At 66.6% G+C, this 17,272-nt stretch carries 15 protein-coding genes; 7 read left to right on the forward strand and 8 right to left on the reverse strand.

Annotated elements, in window-relative coordinates:
• Nucleotides 1–61 precede the first annotated feature (61 nt).
• Nucleotides 62–1,399: an NAD(P)-dependent oxidoreductase gene (locus ACTJLD_RS32850; RefSeq protein ID WP_060172615.1), complete on the reverse strand. Its 1,338-nt coding sequence runs from the start codon at nt 1,397–1,399 to the stop codon at nt 62–64.
• Nucleotides 1,400–1,529: 130 nt separating this feature from the next.
• Nucleotides 1,530–2,810, reverse strand: coding sequence for a Zn-dependent hydrolase (locus ACTJLD_RS32855; protein ID WP_021156778.1), 1,281 nt, complete (start codon nt 2,808–2,810; stop codon nt 1,530–1,532).
• Nucleotides 2,811–3,165: 355 nt separating this feature from the next.
• On the opposite strand from ACTJLD_RS32855, the gene ACTJLD_RS32860 reads away from it, so the two are divergent.
• Nucleotides 3,166–3,858, forward strand: a complete 693-nt coding sequence (locus ACTJLD_RS32860; RefSeq protein WP_059696946.1) for a TetR/AcrR family transcriptional regulator — start codon at nt 3,166–3,168, stop codon at nt 3,856–3,858.
• A 141-nt stretch (nt 3,859–3,999) separates the two neighbouring features.
• Here the strand turns inward: ACTJLD_RS32860 and ACTJLD_RS32865 are convergent, their stop codons facing one another.
• From ACTJLD_RS32865 to ACTJLD_RS32875, 3 genes are read right to left on the reverse strand one after another with little or no spacing between them, the layout of a single operon-like run.
• A complete protein-coding gene (locus ACTJLD_RS32865; RefSeq protein ID WP_027792243.1) occupies nt 4,000–5,190 on the reverse strand; it encodes an acetyl-CoA C-acetyltransferase in 1,191 nt (396 codons plus the stop codon).
• A gap of 18 nt (nt 5,191–5,208) precedes the next feature.
• Nucleotides 5,209–5,976 (reverse strand): 3-hydroxyacyl-CoA dehydrogenase, encoded by a 768-nt coding sequence (locus ACTJLD_RS32870; protein WP_124839707.1) that lies wholly within the window; start codon nt 5,974–5,976, stop codon nt 5,209–5,211.
• 22 nt (nt 5,977–5,998) lie between these two features.
• Complete coding sequence (locus tag ACTJLD_RS32875; protein ID WP_440660746.1) at nt 5,999–7,666, reverse strand: acyl-CoA synthetase; 1,668 nt, start codon at nt 7,664–7,666, stop codon at nt 5,999–6,001.
• A gap of 144 nt (nt 7,667–7,810) precedes the next feature.
• Between ACTJLD_RS32875 and ACTJLD_RS32880 the strand changes: the two genes are divergently transcribed.
• Nucleotides 7,811–8,830, forward strand: a complete 1,020-nt coding sequence (locus tag ACTJLD_RS32880) for an AraC family transcriptional regulator (RefSeq protein ID WP_440660748.1) — start codon at nt 7,811–7,813, stop codon at nt 8,828–8,830.
• Between the two features lie 171 nt (nt 8,831–9,001).
• Nucleotides 9,002–10,255 (forward strand): SMI1/KNR4 family protein, encoded by a 1,254-nt coding sequence (locus ACTJLD_RS32885; RefSeq protein WP_334052282.1) that lies wholly within the window; start codon nt 9,002–9,004, stop codon nt 10,253–10,255.
• Between the two features lie 12 nt (nt 10,256–10,267).
• Here the strand turns inward: ACTJLD_RS32885 and ACTJLD_RS32890 are convergent, their stop codons facing one another.
• The 3 genes from ACTJLD_RS32890 to ACTJLD_RS32900 all read right to left on the reverse strand — a co-directional run bounded on the left by ACTJLD_RS32890 (nt 10,268) and on the right by ACTJLD_RS32900 (nt 14,954).
• Nucleotides 10,268–11,677, reverse strand: coding sequence for a purine-cytosine permease family protein (locus tag ACTJLD_RS32890; protein WP_124839711.1), 1,410 nt, complete (start codon nt 11,675–11,677; stop codon nt 10,268–10,270).
• 299 nt (nt 11,678–11,976) lie between these two features.
• A complete protein-coding gene (locus ACTJLD_RS32895; protein WP_321841330.1) occupies nt 11,977–13,368 on the reverse strand; it encodes an aspartate aminotransferase family protein in 1,392 nt (463 codons plus the stop codon).
• Between the two features lie 80 nt (nt 13,369–13,448).
• A complete protein-coding gene (locus tag ACTJLD_RS32900) occupies nt 13,449–14,954 on the reverse strand; it encodes an aldehyde dehydrogenase (protein ID WP_440660751.1) in 1,506 nt (501 codons plus the stop codon).
• 92 nt (nt 14,955–15,046) lie between these two features.
• Here ACTJLD_RS32900 and ACTJLD_RS32905 point away from each other — a divergent pair, with 92 nt between their 5' ends.
• From ACTJLD_RS32905 to ACTJLD_RS32920, 4 genes are all read left to right on the forward strand, one after another.
• Nucleotides 15,047–15,250: a hypothetical protein gene (locus ACTJLD_RS32905; RefSeq protein ID WP_440660753.1), complete on the forward strand. Its 204-nt coding sequence runs from the start codon at nt 15,047–15,049 to the stop codon at nt 15,248–15,250.
• A gap of 89 nt (nt 15,251–15,339) precedes the next feature.
• Entirely contained in the window at nt 15,340–15,939 is a 600-nt protein-coding gene (locus tag ACTJLD_RS32910; RefSeq protein WP_440660755.1) for a hypothetical protein, read from the forward strand.
• 92 nt (nt 15,940–16,031) lie between these two features.
• Nucleotides 16,032–16,403, forward strand: a complete 372-nt coding sequence (locus ACTJLD_RS32915; RefSeq protein WP_440660774.1) for a nuclear transport factor 2 family protein — start codon at nt 16,032–16,034, stop codon at nt 16,401–16,403.
• A gap of 111 nt (nt 16,404–16,514) precedes the next feature.
• Nucleotides 16,515–16,979 carry a GNAT family N-acetyltransferase gene (locus ACTJLD_RS32920; RefSeq protein ID WP_440660757.1) on the forward strand — a complete coding sequence of 155 codons (465 nt, stop codon included), beginning with the start codon at nt 16,515–16,517 and terminating at the stop codon, nt 16,977–16,979.
• The last annotated feature ends 293 nt before the right edge of the window (nt 16,980–17,272 follow it).

Consider the following 17,272-nt stretch of genomic DNA (forward strand, 5'->3'; position numbering starts at 1 on the left):
CTCCGTGAGAGTGGGGTCGTGTTCGTTGTGCTCGTGGTGGTATGTGATGCGCGCGGTGCGCTCACGCGGCCTTCGCGTCGCGTTGCGCGAGCGCCGCGTCGATCGACGCGGCCGCGCGCTTGCCGTCCTGCACGGCCTGCACCGTGAGGTCGATGCCGCCCGTCGCCGCGCAGTCGCCGCCGGCCCACACGTCGGGCCATGCGGTGCGCCCGTCCGCATCCACCGCGATACGCGTGGCGTCCGCCGTCAGCAGCGCGGCTGCGCCATCGTCCGGCACCAGCGTCTGGCCGATCGCCTTCAGCACCATGTCCGCGTCGACGGTGAAACGCTCGCCCGATGCCGCCTCGAACTCGACACCCGTCACCTGCCCGTTCACGCCCGCCATGCGCACGGGTTTCGCGTGCGTGACGAGCGTGACGCCGCTCTTCTGCGCGAATTCGCGCTCGGCCCACGTCGCGCTCATCGCGTCCACGCCACGCCGGTACACCATCGTCACGCGATCGGCGCCGAGCTTGCGGCTTTGCACCGCCGCATCGATGGCCGTATTGCCGCCGCCGATCACGACCACGCGCCGCCCGACCGGCACGTTCTCCAGCGCGTCGGCCTGCCGTACCTGCTCGATGAAGTCGACTGCGTTCATCACGCCGGCCAGTTGTTCGCCGTCGATCGCGAGCGCGCGCACGCCGGCGAGGCCCATCGCGAGAAACACCGCGTCGTGTTGCTCGCGCAGCGCGTCCAGCGTGATGTCGCGGCCAAGCGCGACGCCGGTCTGCAGCGTGATGCCGCCCACCGACAGCAGCCACTCGACTTCACGTTGCGCGAAATCGTCGACGGTCTTGTACGCGGCGATCCCGTACTCGTTGAGACCGCCGGCCTTCGGGCGTGCGTCGAACAGCGTGACGCGATGCCCGGCGAGCGCGAGCCGGTGCGCACACGCGAGCCCGGCCGGCCCCGCGCCGACCACCGCGACGTGGCGGCCCGTGTCGGGCGCGCGCGTGAAGCGCACCGCGCCGGTCGCCATCGCCCAGTCGGTCGCATGCCGCTGCAGCGCGCCGATCGCAACGGGCTGCGCATCCTGGTGGTTGCGCACGCATGCGCCTTCGCACAGGATCTCGGTCGGGCACACGCGTGCGCACATCCCGCCGAGCGGATTCGCCGACAGGATGTCGGTCGCGGCGCCCTTCAGGTTGCCGTTGCCGATCTTGCGAATGAAGCTCGGGATGTCGATCTGCGTCGGGCAGGCCTGCACGCACGGTGCGTCGTAGCAGTAGTGGCAGCGGCTGGCGGCGGCCGCCGCCGCGGTCGGATCGAGCAGCGGCGCGATATCGGCGAATTCGCACGAGAGTTGCGTGGACGACAGGCGATGCGCGGCGATATCGCCGGTTGGCTTGGTGGTCATACGCGTTCCTTCGACTGGGTGGAGACAAAGCCGTCCCCGCCGGCTGCGAATGCACAGTCGGGGCGGTCATCATTATCAGGAATGCTACGGTCAGGCGGTACGCAGCCTGCCGGCTGCTACGGTCCTTGCGTCATGAAGCCGGCTCGCATGCGCGCGACAGCATCGCGTGCAGCAGCACGTTCGCGCCGGCCTCGATCCATGCAGGCGTCGCGTCCTCGATCTCGTTGTGGCTGATCCCGTCGACACACGGCACGAACACCATCGACGTCGGCGCGACCTGGGCGAGATAACACGCATCGTGCCCCGCTCCCGATACGATGTCGCGATGCGAGTAGCCGAAGCGGTCGGCCGCACCGCGCACCGCTTCCACGCATGCGGAGTCGAACGCGACCGGCTTGTAATAGAAAATCTGCTCGAGCTGGGTCTCGAGCCCGATGTCGGCCGCGATGCGCGCCACACCGTCGCGCAATGCAGCATCCATCTTCGCGAGCACCGCGTCGTCCGGATGACGGAAATCGACGGTGAAGAACACGCGTCCGGGAATCACGTTGCGCGAGTTCGGGTAGACCTGCATCATGCCGACCGTCGCGCAGCCGAACGGCGCATGATCGAGGCCGATCCGGTTGACCAGATCGACCACGCGCGACGCACCGAGCAGCGCATCGCGCCGGCGCGGCATCGGCGTCGGCCCCGCATGCGCTTCCTGGCCGGTGAACGTGATCTCGTACCAGCGCTGCCCCTGCGCGTCGGTCACGACGCCGATCGTCTTGCACTCCGCTTCGAGTATCGGCCCCTGCTCGATATGCAGTTCGAACGCCGCGTGCAGCTTGCGCCCGCCGCACGGCACGTCGCCCGCGTAGCCGATGCGCGCCAGTTCCTCGCCGATCGTCTTGCCGTCCACGTCCTTGCGCGACAGCCCGTATTCGAGCGGGAAAACGCCCGCGAATACGCCGGATGCGACCATCGCGGGCGCGAAGCGCGAGCCTTCCTCGTTGGTCCAGATCACGACCTCGACCGGATGCTCGGTCTCGATGCCGTGATCGTTGAGACTGCGAATCACCTCGAGGCCGCCGAGCACGCCGTAGATGCCGTCGAAACGGCCACCCGTCGGCTGCGAATCCGCGTGCGAGCCGGTAACGACCGGCGCAGCATCGGCCACGCGGCCCGCGCGGCGCATGAACACGTTGCCCATCGTATCGACCGTCACCGTGCAGCCGGCGGCCTTCGCCCAGCCGACGATCAGGTCGCGGCCGGCCTTGTCGAGATCGGTCAGCGCGAGGCGGCACACGCCGCCCTTCGGCGTCGCGCCGATCTTCGCGACTTCCATCAGGCTGTCCCACAACCGCTTGCCGTCGACCTTGATCGACGTGTCGAAAGCTGCCCGCTTCACTGTTTCCGATACCGCGTTCATTCGTATCGCTCCTGTGGGGTCGGTGATGTCGTCAGCCCGGTCTGTGCCGGTGCGTGCAATACCTGTTTCGGGGCAATCCCGCCCATGCGCGGTGCATGTCCGGTCGTGCGCGAAGTTCGTCCGACGAATCGCCGGAACTGCCTTCCGCCGCTCGTCGAATCCTGTCCGATTGGACAGGTTTTAGACGATCAAAATGACCAAAGCAATGTCTTTCTTTCGTGGATCGATAGAGCGAGAAACGTGCCATCGCAACGCAGCATCGCTGCGGATGCGCCGTTTCCGCATGCGTGCGTTCGACGCGGATCAGCGGCTAGAATGAAGCCCAACGCGGCATGCCCGCCGCGCGAGGGTAACGATGAGACATGACGAGGCGGCAGCCGAAGCGACCGACAGCGACGAAACGTCCGCGCCTTTGCGGCGACGCAAGGCACACATCCGCGAGTCCAACGAAGCGCATCTGCTCGCGTGTGCGGAGGCCGTGTTCGCGGAGCGTGGGCTCGACGGCGCGAGCACCGCGATGATCGCGGAGCGCGCGGGCTTGCCGAAAGCCAACCTGCATTACTACTTCCCGACGAAGCTCGCGCTCTACCGCCGCGTGCTCGACGACCTGTTCGAGGACTGGCATCGCGCGGCCGGCACGTTCGAGGCCGGCGACGATCCAGTGGAAGCGATCGGCGGCTACGTGCGCGCGAAGATGGATCTGTCGCGACGGCGCCCGCTCGGCTCGAAGGTCTGGGCCAACGAGATCATCCATGGCGCGGAGCACATGCAGGACATCCTGTCGCAACGCGTGAAGCCGTGGTTCGACACGCGCGTGAAGGTGATCGACGGCTGGATCGCGCGCGGGCTGCTCGCGCCGATCGACGCGCACGCGCTGATGTACCTGATCTGGGCAACCACACAGCACTACGCGGATTTCGATGCGCAGATCCGCGCGCTGAGCGGCAAGCGTGCGTTCACGCAGAAGGCGTTCGACGAGCAGACCGAGCAGGTCGTGCAGCTCGTGATTCGTGCGTGCGGGGCGGTGTCGCCGCACGCGAAGGCGTAGCGCAACGCGAATCGCCATTCACTGAAAACGAAGCGGGCGAAGGTCAACGCGCAGGGAGGCCTGCGCGATGCCCTTCGCCCGTAGCACGATACGGTCAGCGTGCCGTATCGCGCGTATGCGTCGTTACGTGCGTGCTACGCGTCAAGCGACGCGCTCGATCGCGATCGCCGTCGCCTCGCCGCCGCCGATGCACAGCGATGCGATGCCGCGCTTCAGGCCATACGTCTCGAGCGCGGCCAGCAGCGTCACCATCACGCGCGCACCCGACGCACCGATCGGATGGCCGAGCGCGCACGCGCCGCCGTGCACGTTGACCTTCTCGTGCGGCAGGTCGAGATCGCGCATCGCGGCCATCGGTACCACCGCGAACGCTTCGTTGATCTCGAACAGGTCGACGTCGCGCAGGTTCCAGCCGGTTTTCTCCGACAGCTTGCGCAGTGCGCCGATCGGCGCGGTCGCGAACAGGCCCGGCTTGTCCGCGTAGGTCGAATGCCCGACGATCACGGCCTTCGGCGTGAGGCCCAGGCGCTCGGCTTCCGAGCGGCGCATCATCACGAGCGCGGCCGCGCCGTCCGAGATCGACGACGCATTGGCGGCCGTCACCGTGCCGCCGTCGCGGAAGGCCGGCTTCAGCGTCGGGATCTTGTCGAGTTTCGCCTTGCCCGGCTGTTCGTCGATCGACACGACGGTTTCGGACTTGCCGGCCTTCACGGTCACCGGCGCGATCTCCGACACGAAATGCCCTTCGGCGATCGCGCGTTGCGCGCGCGTCAGCGACGCGATCGCGAACGCATCCTGTGCGTCGCGCGTGAACTGGTACGCCTGCGCACAATCCTCCGCGAACGTGCCCATCAGGCGGCCCTTCTCGTACGCGTCCTCGAGCCCGTCGAGGAACATGTGGTCGAGCACCTGCCCGTGGCCCATCCGCATCCCCGCGCGCGCCTTCGGCAGCAGGTACGGCGCGTTCGTCATGCTCTCCATCCCGCCCGCGACGGCGACACCCGCCGAGCCCGCCAGCAACAGGTCGTGCGCGAACATCGCGGCCTTCATCCCCGAGCCGCACATCTTGTTGACCGTGGTCGCGCCTGCCCCGAGTGGCAGTCCGGCCTTCAGCGCGGCCTGCCGCGCCGGTGCCTGGCCCTGGCCCGCCGGCAGCACGCAGCCGAACACGATTTCATCGATACGCTCGGCCGGCACGTTCGCGCGCTCGAGCGCCGCGCGAATCGCCACCGCGCCGAGGTCGCTCGCGCTGGCTGCCGCCAGGTCGCCCTGAAAACCACCCATCGGCGTACGCGCCGTACCAACGATTACGATCGGATCCTGAGTCGTCATGATTCGCTTCCTCCAGTGTCAGCGCGGTGCCATGCGCAACGCGCCATCGAGACGGATGACTTCGCCGTTCAGCATCGTGTTTTCGGCGATGTGGCGCACCAGCGCCGCAAATTCTTCCGGGCGGCCGAGCCGCGGCGGGAACGGCACGCTCTTGCCGAGCGCGTCCTGCACGTCCTGCGGCATGCCGGCCATCATCGGCGTCGCGAAGATGCCCGGCGCGACCGTCACCACGCGAATGCCGAACCGCGCGAGCTCGCGCGCGATCGGCAGCGTCATGCCCACGACACCGCTCTTCGATGCCGCATACGCGGCCTGCCCGATCTGCCCGTCGAACGCCGCGACCGATGCGGTGTTGACGATCACGCCGCGCTCGCCTTCCGCATTGGCGTCCTGCTTCGACATCGCTTCGGCGGCCAGCCGGATCATGTTGAACGTACCGACCAGATTGATCGACACCGCGCGCGCAAAACGGTCGAGCGAATGCGGACCATCGCGGCCCACCACCTTCTCGCCCGGCGCGACGCCCGCGCAGTTGACGAGCGCGTCGATGCGGCCGAACGCGTCACGCGCGGCGGCGATGGCCGCCTGGCCGTCGGCTTCGCTCGTCACGTCGGTCTTCACGAAGCGTGCAGCCTCGCCGAGCGCGTGCGCGAGGCCCGCACCGGCCTCTTCGTTGACGTCCAGCAGCACGGCCTTGCCGCCTTCCGCGACCACCATGCGCGCCACCGCGGCGCCGAGGCCCGACCCGGCGCCCGTGATCAGAAAAACGCGATCCTTGATATCCATTCGCAATCCGTACAGTGTGTGTTCAGGGTTGAGCGGCCTTGTCGGCTTCCATCTTGCGCAACACGAAGCGCTGGATCTTGCCGCTCGGGGTTTTGGGCAGCGCGTCGACGAAGTCGATCGCGCGGGGATAGGCGTGCGCGGACAGCCGCCGCTTCACGTGCTGGCTCAGTTCCTCGGCCAGTGCCGGCGTGCCGTCGAAGTCGTTCGACAGCACGACGAACGCCTTGACGATCTCCGTGCGCTCCGCATCGGGCACGCCGATGACGGCGGCCTCGCTCACGGCCGGATGCTCGATCAGCGCGCTTTCCACGTCGAACGGGCCGATCCGGTAGCCGGACGACGTGATCACGTCGTCCGCGCGGCCGATGAAGCTCACGGTGCCGTCCGGCTCGAGCTCGACGTTGTCGCCGGTCCGGTAATAGCCGCCCGCGATCGCCGGCGTGTCCTGCTGCCAGTAGCCGTGGAACCACAGCAGCGGCGAGCGCGCGATGTCGATCGCGAGGTTGCCGGGCTCGCCGGGGCCGAGTTCGCGGCTCGCTTCGTCGAGCACCGCGACGCGGTAGCCGGGCATCGCGAAGCCGGCCGAACCGGCGTGGACGGCATGCGCGAGGCCGTGGTGGTTGTTCACGACCATCCCGAGTTCAGTCTGGCCGTAGTGATCGTAGATCGGCGCGCCGAGCGCCGCGTCGAACCAGCGCACGACTTCCGGATTCAGCGGCTCGCCCGCGCTGCTGACCACGCGCAGCTTGCCCTTCAGCCGCGCCGCCGCTTCCGTCCCGGCCGCCATCAGCATCCGGAACGCAGTCGGCGAGCCGGCGAGGCTCGTGATCCCGAGCCGTTCGATCACGTCGTACGTGCTGTCGACCGTGAAGCTGCCCTCGTAGAGCGTCGTCGCGTGGCCGAGCATCAGCGGGCCCGTGATCGCGTAATAGAGCCCGTATGCCCAGCCCGGATCGGCGATGTTCCAGAACCGGTCGCCCGCACGCAGGTCGACCGCTTCGCGCATGTACGCGCCGAACGCGAGCAGCGCGCGCAGCGGAACCGGCACGCCCTTCGGCAAACCCGTCGTGCCCGACGTCGACATCATCATGAACAGGTCGGATCCCTTGCGCAGCACCGGTTCGAACGAGTCGGACTGCGCATCGAGCGCCGCACGGAAATCGATGTCGTTTTCCGGCAGCGTCTCGCCCGGCTCGCGCACCATCGCAACGGTCGGGCAAGCGGCAATCTCGTCGAGCTTCGCGCGATTCGCGACGTTGGTCACGACCAGGCGCGCGTCGCTCATGCGCAGCCGGTGCTCGATCGCCTTCGGGCCGAACGCGGTGAACAGCGGCTGGTAGACGGCGCCCGCGCGCCACGTGCCGAGGATCGTCGCGACGAGTTCGGGCGTGCGCGGCAACAGGCCCGCCACCACGTCGCCCGGCTTCACGCCCTGCGCGACCAGCAGGTTCGCGACGCGTGCCGACAGCGCCTTCATCTGCGCAAACGTGTAGCGGCGGTGCTGGCCGCCGGCGTCGATCCAGTCGAGCGCGATCGCGTCCGCGGAGGCGTGCCGGTCGCAGCATTCCACGCATGCGTTCAGGCCGCGCTCCAGGTCGCCGTGCAATTGCTGCGCGGCGGTCTCGATACTGAATCGGGCCACGGCGTCGGCGTAGGCCGGCACCGCCCGGGCGGTAGCTCCATCAGGCATGCGTGTCTCCTGTGCGTTATGGCCCCCGGCGAGCCAGGGGCGCGACGGGGATAGCTCGATAGTAGACAGCCCCCACATTGCAATCAATGACAAACGGAATCTAGAATCGTGATCGCTTTTGCCATGTCGGGAGGATGCAGGAAAATGGGGCCGCAGATGATTTCGCCGGATTTCGTCGACGACGCGCTCGCGTGCCTGCGCCGGCAAGGCATCGCGACGGCACCCGTGCTGCGCGCCGCCGGCCTGCCGGCCGCGGTGCGCGAGCCCGTCACGCCGCAGCAGTACGGCAGGCTGTGGCTCGCGATCGCCGGCGCCCTCGACGACGAATTCTTCGGGCTCGCCGCGCGCCCGATGCGGCACGGCAGCTTCAGGCTGCTCTGCCACGCGGTGCTGCACGCCGGCACGCTCGACAAGGCGCTGCGGCGCGCGCTGCAGTTCCTGCGCGTGGTGCTGGACGAGCCGCACGGCGAGCTCGTCGTGGCCGACGGGCAGGCGAAAATCGTGCTGACGCAGACGGGCGCCCCCTACCCGGCGTTCGCGTACCGGACGTTCTGGCTGATCCTCCTGGGCGTCGCATGCTGGCTGATCGGCCGGCGCATCCCGCTGCAACGCATCGACTTCGCGTGCCCGAGCCCCGACCAGCGCAGCGACTATCACCAGTTCTTCGGCGTGCCCGTGCATTTCGACCGGCCCGACAGCCGGCTCGCATTCAACGCCGCCTACCTCGCGCTGCCGACGATCCGCTCCGAGCAGGCGCTGAAGACCTTCCTGCGCGGCGCGCCCGGCAACCTGCTCGTGCGCTACCGGCACGATACGGGCTGGGTCGCGAAAACGCGCGCGCAGCTGAAGATGCTGCCGGCCGCCGAGTGGCCCGACTTCGATACGCTGGCCGTGCGCGTCGGCACGACGCCCGCGACGCTGCGGCGGCGTCTGCGCAGCGAAGGGCAAAGCTTCGCGGCAATCAAGGACGAGTTGCGCGGCGCGCTCGCCCAGTCGCTGCTGCGCGGGCACACGCTCAGCGTCGCGGAGATCGCGGTCGAGCTCGGCTTCACCGAGCCGAGCGCGTTTCATCGCGCGTTCCGGAAATGGACGGGCACGAGCCCCGGCGCGTTCCGTCGGGACGTGCATGCGGCCGAGGCGGAACCGGGAAGTGCCAACAGATGACGCGGCAGGCGGTCGTCGACAGGCGTGCAAGGCCGACATGGAAACGCTCACTCGACGCTGATACGATGCGACCTGCCAGCTGCCGTTCGTTGTCGATGGTTGTCGATGGTTGTCGATGGTTGTCGGCAAGCGACGGCGAAGACACGACCCACCACTACCGCTCCCGCTCCGATGCAAGCCACCGACTTTTCCGACACTGAACTGGCTGAACTGCGCGCGCACGGCATCGTGCTGTTTGCCGACCGCGTGATCTTCGACGCTCAGCCGCCGATGCCGGCCGACCAGATCGCGGCCGTGCAGGCCCGCTGCCACGGCGACCTTCCGCCCGCACTGCTCGAACTGTGGCGCACGACGGCCGGCGGCAGCCTCGACTACGACCTGACGCTGGAGATGAACGGACACATCGAAGCCATCAGCTGGGGGGAGCTGTTCTACAACGGCAGCAACGGCTACCGCGACCTGGAAGGCTGGATCGACCACGAACTCGAACTGGCCGAGGAAGCCGCCGACGAGCATTCACGCCCGTGGAGCGGCAGGCTCGACGTGTTGCCGTTCGGCGGATTCGAGTACTGCGACCGCATCTACATCGTGACGGACCCCGATGCGAAGGATCGCGGCCACGTGCTCGCGTGGAAACAGGGGCTGCCGCCCGCGTGGCGCGGCGCGATGCACGAGGACGGCCTCGCGACGGTCGCGCCGGACCTGTACGCGGCATTCGGCGCCCTGCAGCTCAATGCGGACCCGCTGGAACCCGGCGGTGAAAACGGCACCGGCGCGACGTTGCTCGACTATATCGACGAACGCCAGGCCGAGCATGGCCTGTCGGCATCGCTGGGAGACAAGGTCATCGCGTTTTATCGCCGGGCCGTGATCGACTGGCGCACACCGCTCGCCGACGGCACGCTCGCCGCCCAACCAGCGCTCGCGCGCCACGCGTTGCGACATGCGATCGACCACGACGACGCAGCGCTCACCGTGCAACTGGTACCGCTCATCGCGAATCTCGGCGCGGCACTCGCCGGCAGTTCGAACCCGGCAGACTATGCGCTGCGGCGACAGAAATTTGCCGCCGCGAGTGCATTGCTCGAATCCGGCGCACCGGTCGCGCCGGATTCGCTGGAGTCCGTGTCCGGCACGGTGCCGCCCGCACTGATTCGCGCGCTGCTCGACGCCGGCGTGCAGCCGGATGCCGACGCGATGGCGCGCTGCGTCGCCGCCGGCGGCACCGACAGCGCGCGCCTGATCGGCGCCGCACTGTCGGCCCAAGGCGTCGATGCGGCGTCTGCCTGCCGTTCGGCGATCGCGACGCTGCTGCACGAACTCGAGACCGACATCGCCCGGGTCCGCGCCGGCAAGCTCCACCACTATCTCGGCCTCGACGGGCTCGAAGCCCACGCCGAGCGCCTGCGGACATTCAGGCCGTGACGTGACGCGCACTCAGCGGGAAACGCCGTCGACGCGCACGGCGATATCCCGCAGCGGCCGCGAGAACAGTTTGCAGCCTGCGTAGTAGACGAGCGACGTCAGCGACAAACCGACGATCCACGACACGTCCGCACCGCCGAGCCGGCTCGCCAGTTCGCCGGTATAGAGATCGGTCGCCATGAACGGTGCCTGCGCGACGATGCCGATGAAATACGAGCCGACGGCGATCGTGTTGAAGCGTCCGTAGATGCCGCCGTCCTGCCGGAAGAACGAATCGACGTCGTACTCGCCGTGACAGACGAGGTAGTAGTCGACGAGGTTGATCGCGGTCCACGGCACGAGCACGTACAGCAGCAGCAGGATGAAGTTCGTGTAGCCGGCGAGGAAATTATCCTGCCCGAACAACGCGATCGCGAGCGCAATCGCGCACAGGACGATCGCGGTGATCGCCCGCGCACGCGCCTTGCCCGACCACGACGGAAAGAGCGTCTGCAGCACCGTGATAGCCGACAGCGCGCCGCAATACAGCTCCATCGCATTGCTGGCCGCGATGCCGAACGACAGCACGACGATCACGAGAACGCTGATCCCTTGCGTGAGGCCCGTGAGGCCGCTCACGACATTGCCGTCGGGCGTCGCAAGGCCCACCAGGCAGCCAAGCAGCATCGGGAAGAACGAACCGAGCACGCAGCCCCAGTAACTCGACCAGAACGCCGTGCGCGGCCCGGTATCGGGAGGCAGGTAGCGCGAATAGTCCGACACGTAAGGCGCATAAGCGATCTGCCACAGCGCGGCGACCGACATCGCGCCGAGGAAGCCGGACAGGTTCAGCGAATGCTTCGAGAAGGTATCGACGGGCAATCCATGCACGAAAATGATCCAGACGAACGCCAGCACGAGTACGCTGCCCGAGCACCAGCTCAGCAGCCGCGCATACGCGTGTATCAGCTTGTAGCCATAGATCGACCCGAGCAGGCTGATCAGGCCGATCGTCACGACGCCCGCATCGAGCGGAATGCCGGCGTCCAGGCTGTGCAGCGCCTGCCCGCCGAACACGCAGTTCGATGCGAAGAAGCCGACGTACATCACGACGACCAGCGCGACCACCAGCAGCGCGCCGAACGACCCGAACTGCCCGCGGGTCTGGATCATCTGCGGCACGCCAAGCTGCGGCCCCTGCGCGGAATGCAGCGCCATGAAGACCGCGCCGATCAGGCTGCCGACGAGCGTGGCGAGCGCCGCCCACCAGAACGGCTGCTTGAACACCGTGGTCGCGAGCGATCCGGTGACGATCGTCAGCATCATGATGTTCGATCCGAACCAGATCGTGAACAGGTCCTTCGCGCTGCCGTGGCGCTCGGTCAGCGGAATCGGCTGGATGGTGCTTTCCTCGAGATGAGCAATGGACTCGCCCTGACTCATTTCGTCTCCTTGTTTATGTTGTGGTGTTCGCGGGTTCGGCGGCTGGAGGGTGGCCCTGAATGCCAGGTGCACGTGAAGAGTGGGTTCTGCAACGAACTCATTCTTCTTATTTGCATTCCTGATCAATAGGTGGTCGATAGCGCATCGCTTTACATGACTGCCGCCTGCGGCACTCAATTCTCAACGCGTCGGCCAGCCGCTCCTGTGGATGCGCGAATCCGGCCCGCCTCCGGAGCGGAACCCGTGGTTCGGTGCGCTTCCGCCCGTCTGTTTCCGGACGGAAGCGCGTCGCTCGACGGTCAGCAGTCAATCCCGAGCACTTCCCGCGCGGTGGCATCCACGGCCTTGCGCATCGTGTCGACCAGTTCATCGATTTGCGCGTGATCGATCACCAGCGGCGGCGCAACGATCAGGCGGCCATTCGTCGAACGCACGATCGCACCGAGTTCGAACCCGACCGTCCGGCTGTGCCAGGTCAGGTCCGCCTCGTTTGCAAAGCGCTCGCGCGTCGCCTTGTTCTTCGCGAACTGGATCGCGCCGACCGCGCCCGCGCCCTGAATCTCGCCGACGAGCGGATGGCCGTCGAACGCATCGCGCAGCGCCTTCTGCAGATACGGTCCCGTGTCCGTCTTCGTCCGTTCGACGAGGCCTTCGCGCTCGAGCACGTCGAGGTTGGCCAGCGCGACGGCGGCCGCGACCGGGTGCCCCGAATAGGTCAGCCCGTGCGCATAGACGCCGCCCTTGTCGACCAGCGCATCGCCCACGCGCCGGCTCATGATCAGCCCGCCCATCGGCACGTAGCCCGAGGTCAGCCCCTTGGCCACGCAGATCAGGTCAGGTTCGAAGCCGAAGTGGCGGTGCGCGAACCACTCGCCGGTACGGCCGAAGCCGCCGATCACTTCGTCCGCGCAGAGCAGCACGTCGTATTGACGGCAGATGCGCTCGATCTCCTGCCAGTAGCCGTCCGGCGGAAAGATCATCCCGCCCGCCCCCTGGAACGGCTCCGCGACGAACGCGGCGACACGGTCCGCGCCGATCTCGAGAATCTTGCGCTCGAGCGACAGCGCCGCCTGTTTGCCGAATGCCTCGGGGCTCAGGTCGCCGCCATTCGCATACCAGTACGGTTCGTCCACGTGCGCGATGTTCGGAATCGGCAGGTCGCCCATTTCGTGCATGAATGCCATGCCGCCCAGCGACGCGCTGCCCACCGTCGACCCGTGATAGCCGTTCACGCGACCGATCAGCACCTTCTTCGCGGGCTTGCCCATCACGTCCCAGAACCGCCGTACGGTGCGAATCAGCACCTCATTCGATTCGGAACCCGAATTGGTATACACCACGTGACTGAAGCGATTGCCGAGCAGCGCGAACAGACGTTCCGACAGTTCGATCACCGACGGGTGCGTGGTGTGAAAGAACATGTTGTAGTAGGACAGCTCCTTCATCTGCCGCGCGGCGGCGGCGATCAGCTCCGGCCGACCATAGCCGACGTTGGTGCACCAGAGCCCCGACATGCCGTCCAGGTAGCGGTTGCCGTCGTTGTCCCATAGATGGACACCTTCGCCGCGTACCATCACGCGCGCGCCTTCCTCGTTCAGAGCCTTCTGGTCGACGAACGCATGCAGGTGATGCGCGGCGTCGCTGCGTTGATAGTCCTGCGTCGTACGATGCGGAAAGTTGGGCGCATTCATGGGCGAGTCTCCGGTTCGTTGTGTGGATAAAGGCGTTGTCGTGTTGCGCGGCGCGGCCGCTTGCGGCCCGCCGCGTCGAATCAGTAACTGATCCAGGTCGTCTTGAGGCCCGTGTACTTGTCGATCGCATGCAGCGAAAGATCGCGGCCGAAGCCGGACTGGCGGAACCCGCCGAACGGCGTCTGCGCGCTCAACGCATCGACCGTGTTGACGGACACCGTGCCGGCGCGCAGCCGGCCCGACACACGGTGTGCGCGTGACAGGCTGCCGGTCCAGACCGACGCGGCAAGGCCATAGATCGAGTCGTTCGCGAGCCGGATGGCCTCGTCCTCGGTGTCGAATGCCATCACCGACAACACCGGCCCGAAGATCTCCTCGCGCGCGATGACGTCGTCGTGCTTCACGTCGATGAAGATCGTCGGCTCGATGAAGTAGCCCTTGCCGTCGACCCGCGGCGCGCCTCCGCCGATCGCGAGCGTCGCGCTGTCGCGGCCGCGTGCGATCCAGTCGCGCACGCGCCGATGCTGCGGCTCGTCGACGATGGCCCCCATGCCGCTCGCCGGATCGAGCGGATCGCCCGGCATGAACGCAGCGGCATGCGCAATCAGACGGTCGACGAACGCATCGTGAATCGAACGCTGGACCAGCAGCCGCGAGTTCGCGGAACACACCTCGCCCTGGTTGAAGAAGATGCCGAAGCACGCCTTGCGTGCGGCAAGATCGAGATCGTCCGTATCGTCGAAGACCAGGTTCGGGCTCTTGCCGCCGCACTCGAGCCACACCTGCTTCATGTTCGACTGTGCGGCGTACTCGAGGAATTTCTTGCCGACGGCCGTCGAGCCCGTGAATGCGAGCACGTCGACGTCGGGATGCAGCCCGAGCGCCCGCCCTGCGGTTTCGCCATAGCCCGGCACGACGTTCAGCACACCCGGCGGCAGGCCGGCCTCGAGCGCCAGCTCGGCGAGACGCAATGCGGACAGGGGCGATTGTTCCGCCGGCTTCAGCACGACGCTGTTGCCGGCCGCCAGCGCCGGCGCCACTTTCCACGCGACCATGTCGAGCGGGAAATTCCACGGCACCACCGCACCGACGACGCCGAGCGGTTCGCGCGTGACGACCGCGAAGTTGCCGGGGTCGGTCGACGCAACTTCGCCGTGCAACTTGTCGACGGCTTCGCCGTACCAGCTGAACAGCCCTCCTGCAGCCGGCACGTCGATGCTGAACGCGTCCGCCACGCGCTTGCCCATGTTGAGCGAGTCGAGCAGTGCGAGCTCCGCACCGTGCGATGCGATGAGCTCGCCGAGCCGGCAGAGCACACGCTTGCGCTCCGCCGGTGCGCAGCGCGACCAGACGCCGGATTCGAACGCGTGACGCGCGGCACGCACCGCATCGTCGACGTCCGCGGTATCGCACGACGCAACTTCCGCGATGACGGCCTCGGTAGCCGGATTGATTGCGGCAAACGTCCGGCCGCTTCGGGCCGGCACGCTGCGGCCACCGATATGCGCGAGCGTTCTCGGCTCGACTTGCGCCGCGAGACGTCTCCAGTCCGCGTGCTGATGGTTTTCTGCTGAAGTTGGGTTCATTCAAGACTCCGTTTTGACGACCAGGCGTTTGTGCGTTGTTCTCCGCCTGAACTCGGCCCGACGAAAGACGCCAGCGGGCGCAGCCGATGCTCATGACCGCAGTGAATCGCCGCAGTCGTCCGGTCAACAAAATGTCGATCATCAAAAAGCGATTTGAAAGAACAGTTTTTCTTCTCATTGAAGAGGTTATTTCTATTCATCCTGCGCGCGTGCAGTGGGTTTTCCTGCCACGGCACGATCCCGGTGCCGTTTGTTTGCGTGCGACCTCATCGGCTTTCCGGTGCGATGCAACGTGACACCCGATGCGACGCCTGGCCGGCACGACATTGCGCCGCGGCCCGTCCGACCACATACTGGTCGGACGGTGCGAACAAGGATGCGTTCGATGGGGAATGTCGATCAGGGTGCCGCTTCAATCTTCGGCGTCGTCGGAACGGCCGTGTCGTTGCTGGCGGCAATCCCGTACGCGCTCGCGATCTACCGGCGCACCGTTCGTCCGCATCTGTTCACATGGCTCGTGTGGTCGGTCGTCACGGCGACCGCGGCTGCCGGCCAGTTCGTCGCGGGTGCCGGGCCGTCCGCGTGGTGCACGGCGGCGATTGCGGTGACATGCTTTCTGACGCTGGTCGCCAGCGTGTTTCGCGGCGAACGCGGCTGGACGCGCGTCGACTGGTTTTTCCTGGTCGCGGCCCTGTCGGCCATTCCGCTTTGGATGCTGACTGACGATCCGACGATCTCGGTCTGTCTGGTGACGCTGATCGAGCTTGCCGGCCTCGGTCCCACCGTCCGCAAGACGATCCGCGATCCGTGGAGCGAGAGCCTCGCGTATTTCGCGCTGTGCGTGCTCAAGTACGCATTGGCACTGCTGGCATTGAGCACGTGGGGTATCGCGGTCGCATTCTATCCGGCCGTCAACGTCGTTGCGTCGATCGGCATCTGCGTGGTGATGCTGGTCCGGCGTCAATCGTTGTCGGCCACGCGGTAAGCGGTATCCGTTGGTGCGGTATGTTGCCTGCTGTCGTGGCTGGTCGATATGAGCGAAACCACAAACTTTCAGAGACGATACGAGGCCCGGAAATGGATGCAATCCGTACAGTCATCGAACCCAGCGAAGCCGCGCTTCGCGCCGCAATGCTGGCCAACGATGTCGAAGCACTCGAAGCGTTGCTGGACGACGACCTGGTGTTCACCGCTCCGACCGGCCAGGTCATCTCGAAGGAAGACGACCTGGCCGCGCATCGCGAGAATCTGCTGCGTCTCGACAAGCTCGAGGTGCAAGAAACGCGCGCCTGCGCGATCGGCGAGATGATCCTGACCACAACGAAGGCGACGCTCGCCGGCCATTTCGACGGCACGGCATTCGACGGCGTGTTTGCCTATACTCGGCTGTGGCGTCGATCGGGCACGCGCTGGCGCATCGTCGCCGGGCATGCATCGCAGGTCATGTAGTCGCATCGAGCTCGCCTCCCTTCGAGTCGGCAAGCTGCGAATCCGGAGTTGTTTGAGTCGATGCGAGCCAGACGATACCTCGACGAAGGTGTCGACCATGACAGGAGACGAATGCACAAACCATTTACCGTACGTGCTGCCCGTACCGCGGACGCGGGCGAACTCACGCGTCTGGCTCGCATTTCGAAGGCACACTGGGGCTATCCGAAGGACTGGCTCGACTTGTGGCAGGGCGATCTCACGATTGCACCGGAAACGATCGATGGGTCGATCGGTTACGTCGCGGAATCCGCGGAGGCAATCATCGGATTCTGGGTCAGGGCGTCGTCGGAATCGGATCGCCCGACACCCGGATGGCTATTCGTCCATCCCGACCACATGGGCCGGGGTATCGCCCGTGCGCTGTGGGAAGCGGTCCGCAAGGAAAGCGCTTTGAGAGGGATCAGGAGCTTTGTGATCGAAGCCGATCCCAATGCGGTTCCGTTCTATCTGACGATCGGGGCTGAAAAAATCGGCGAAAAGGAATCGAGCGTCGTCCCGGGCAGGTTCTTTCCGATCTTGCGGATCACGATCTGACTCGTGAGGCAGCAGGAAGCGGTATAACTCACCATGCCGCACTCGGGAGAATCGTGCCGGCGGCGGTTGTGGAAGAGGTTCCAAGTGTAATGGGGAAGGCGTCAGTCTCGCAGAGGCGATCCTGGAGAATCGGCACCCCGGCCCCAGCTCGAGCAGCGTCCTGGCCACCGATCTCGATCACTCGCGCATTTCCGTCGCCGAAATGCAAAAACCCCCGCCTTTCGGGCGGGGGTTTCTGGCTTAGGGAGCCTGACGATTACCTACTTTCACACGGGAATCCGCACTATCATCGG

The sequence above is a fragment of the Burkholderia sp. 22088 genome (genome assembly GCF_052045915.1).
GTDB classification, from domain to species: domain Bacteria; phylum Pseudomonadota; class Gammaproteobacteria; order Burkholderiales; family Burkholderiaceae; genus Burkholderia; species Burkholderia cepacia.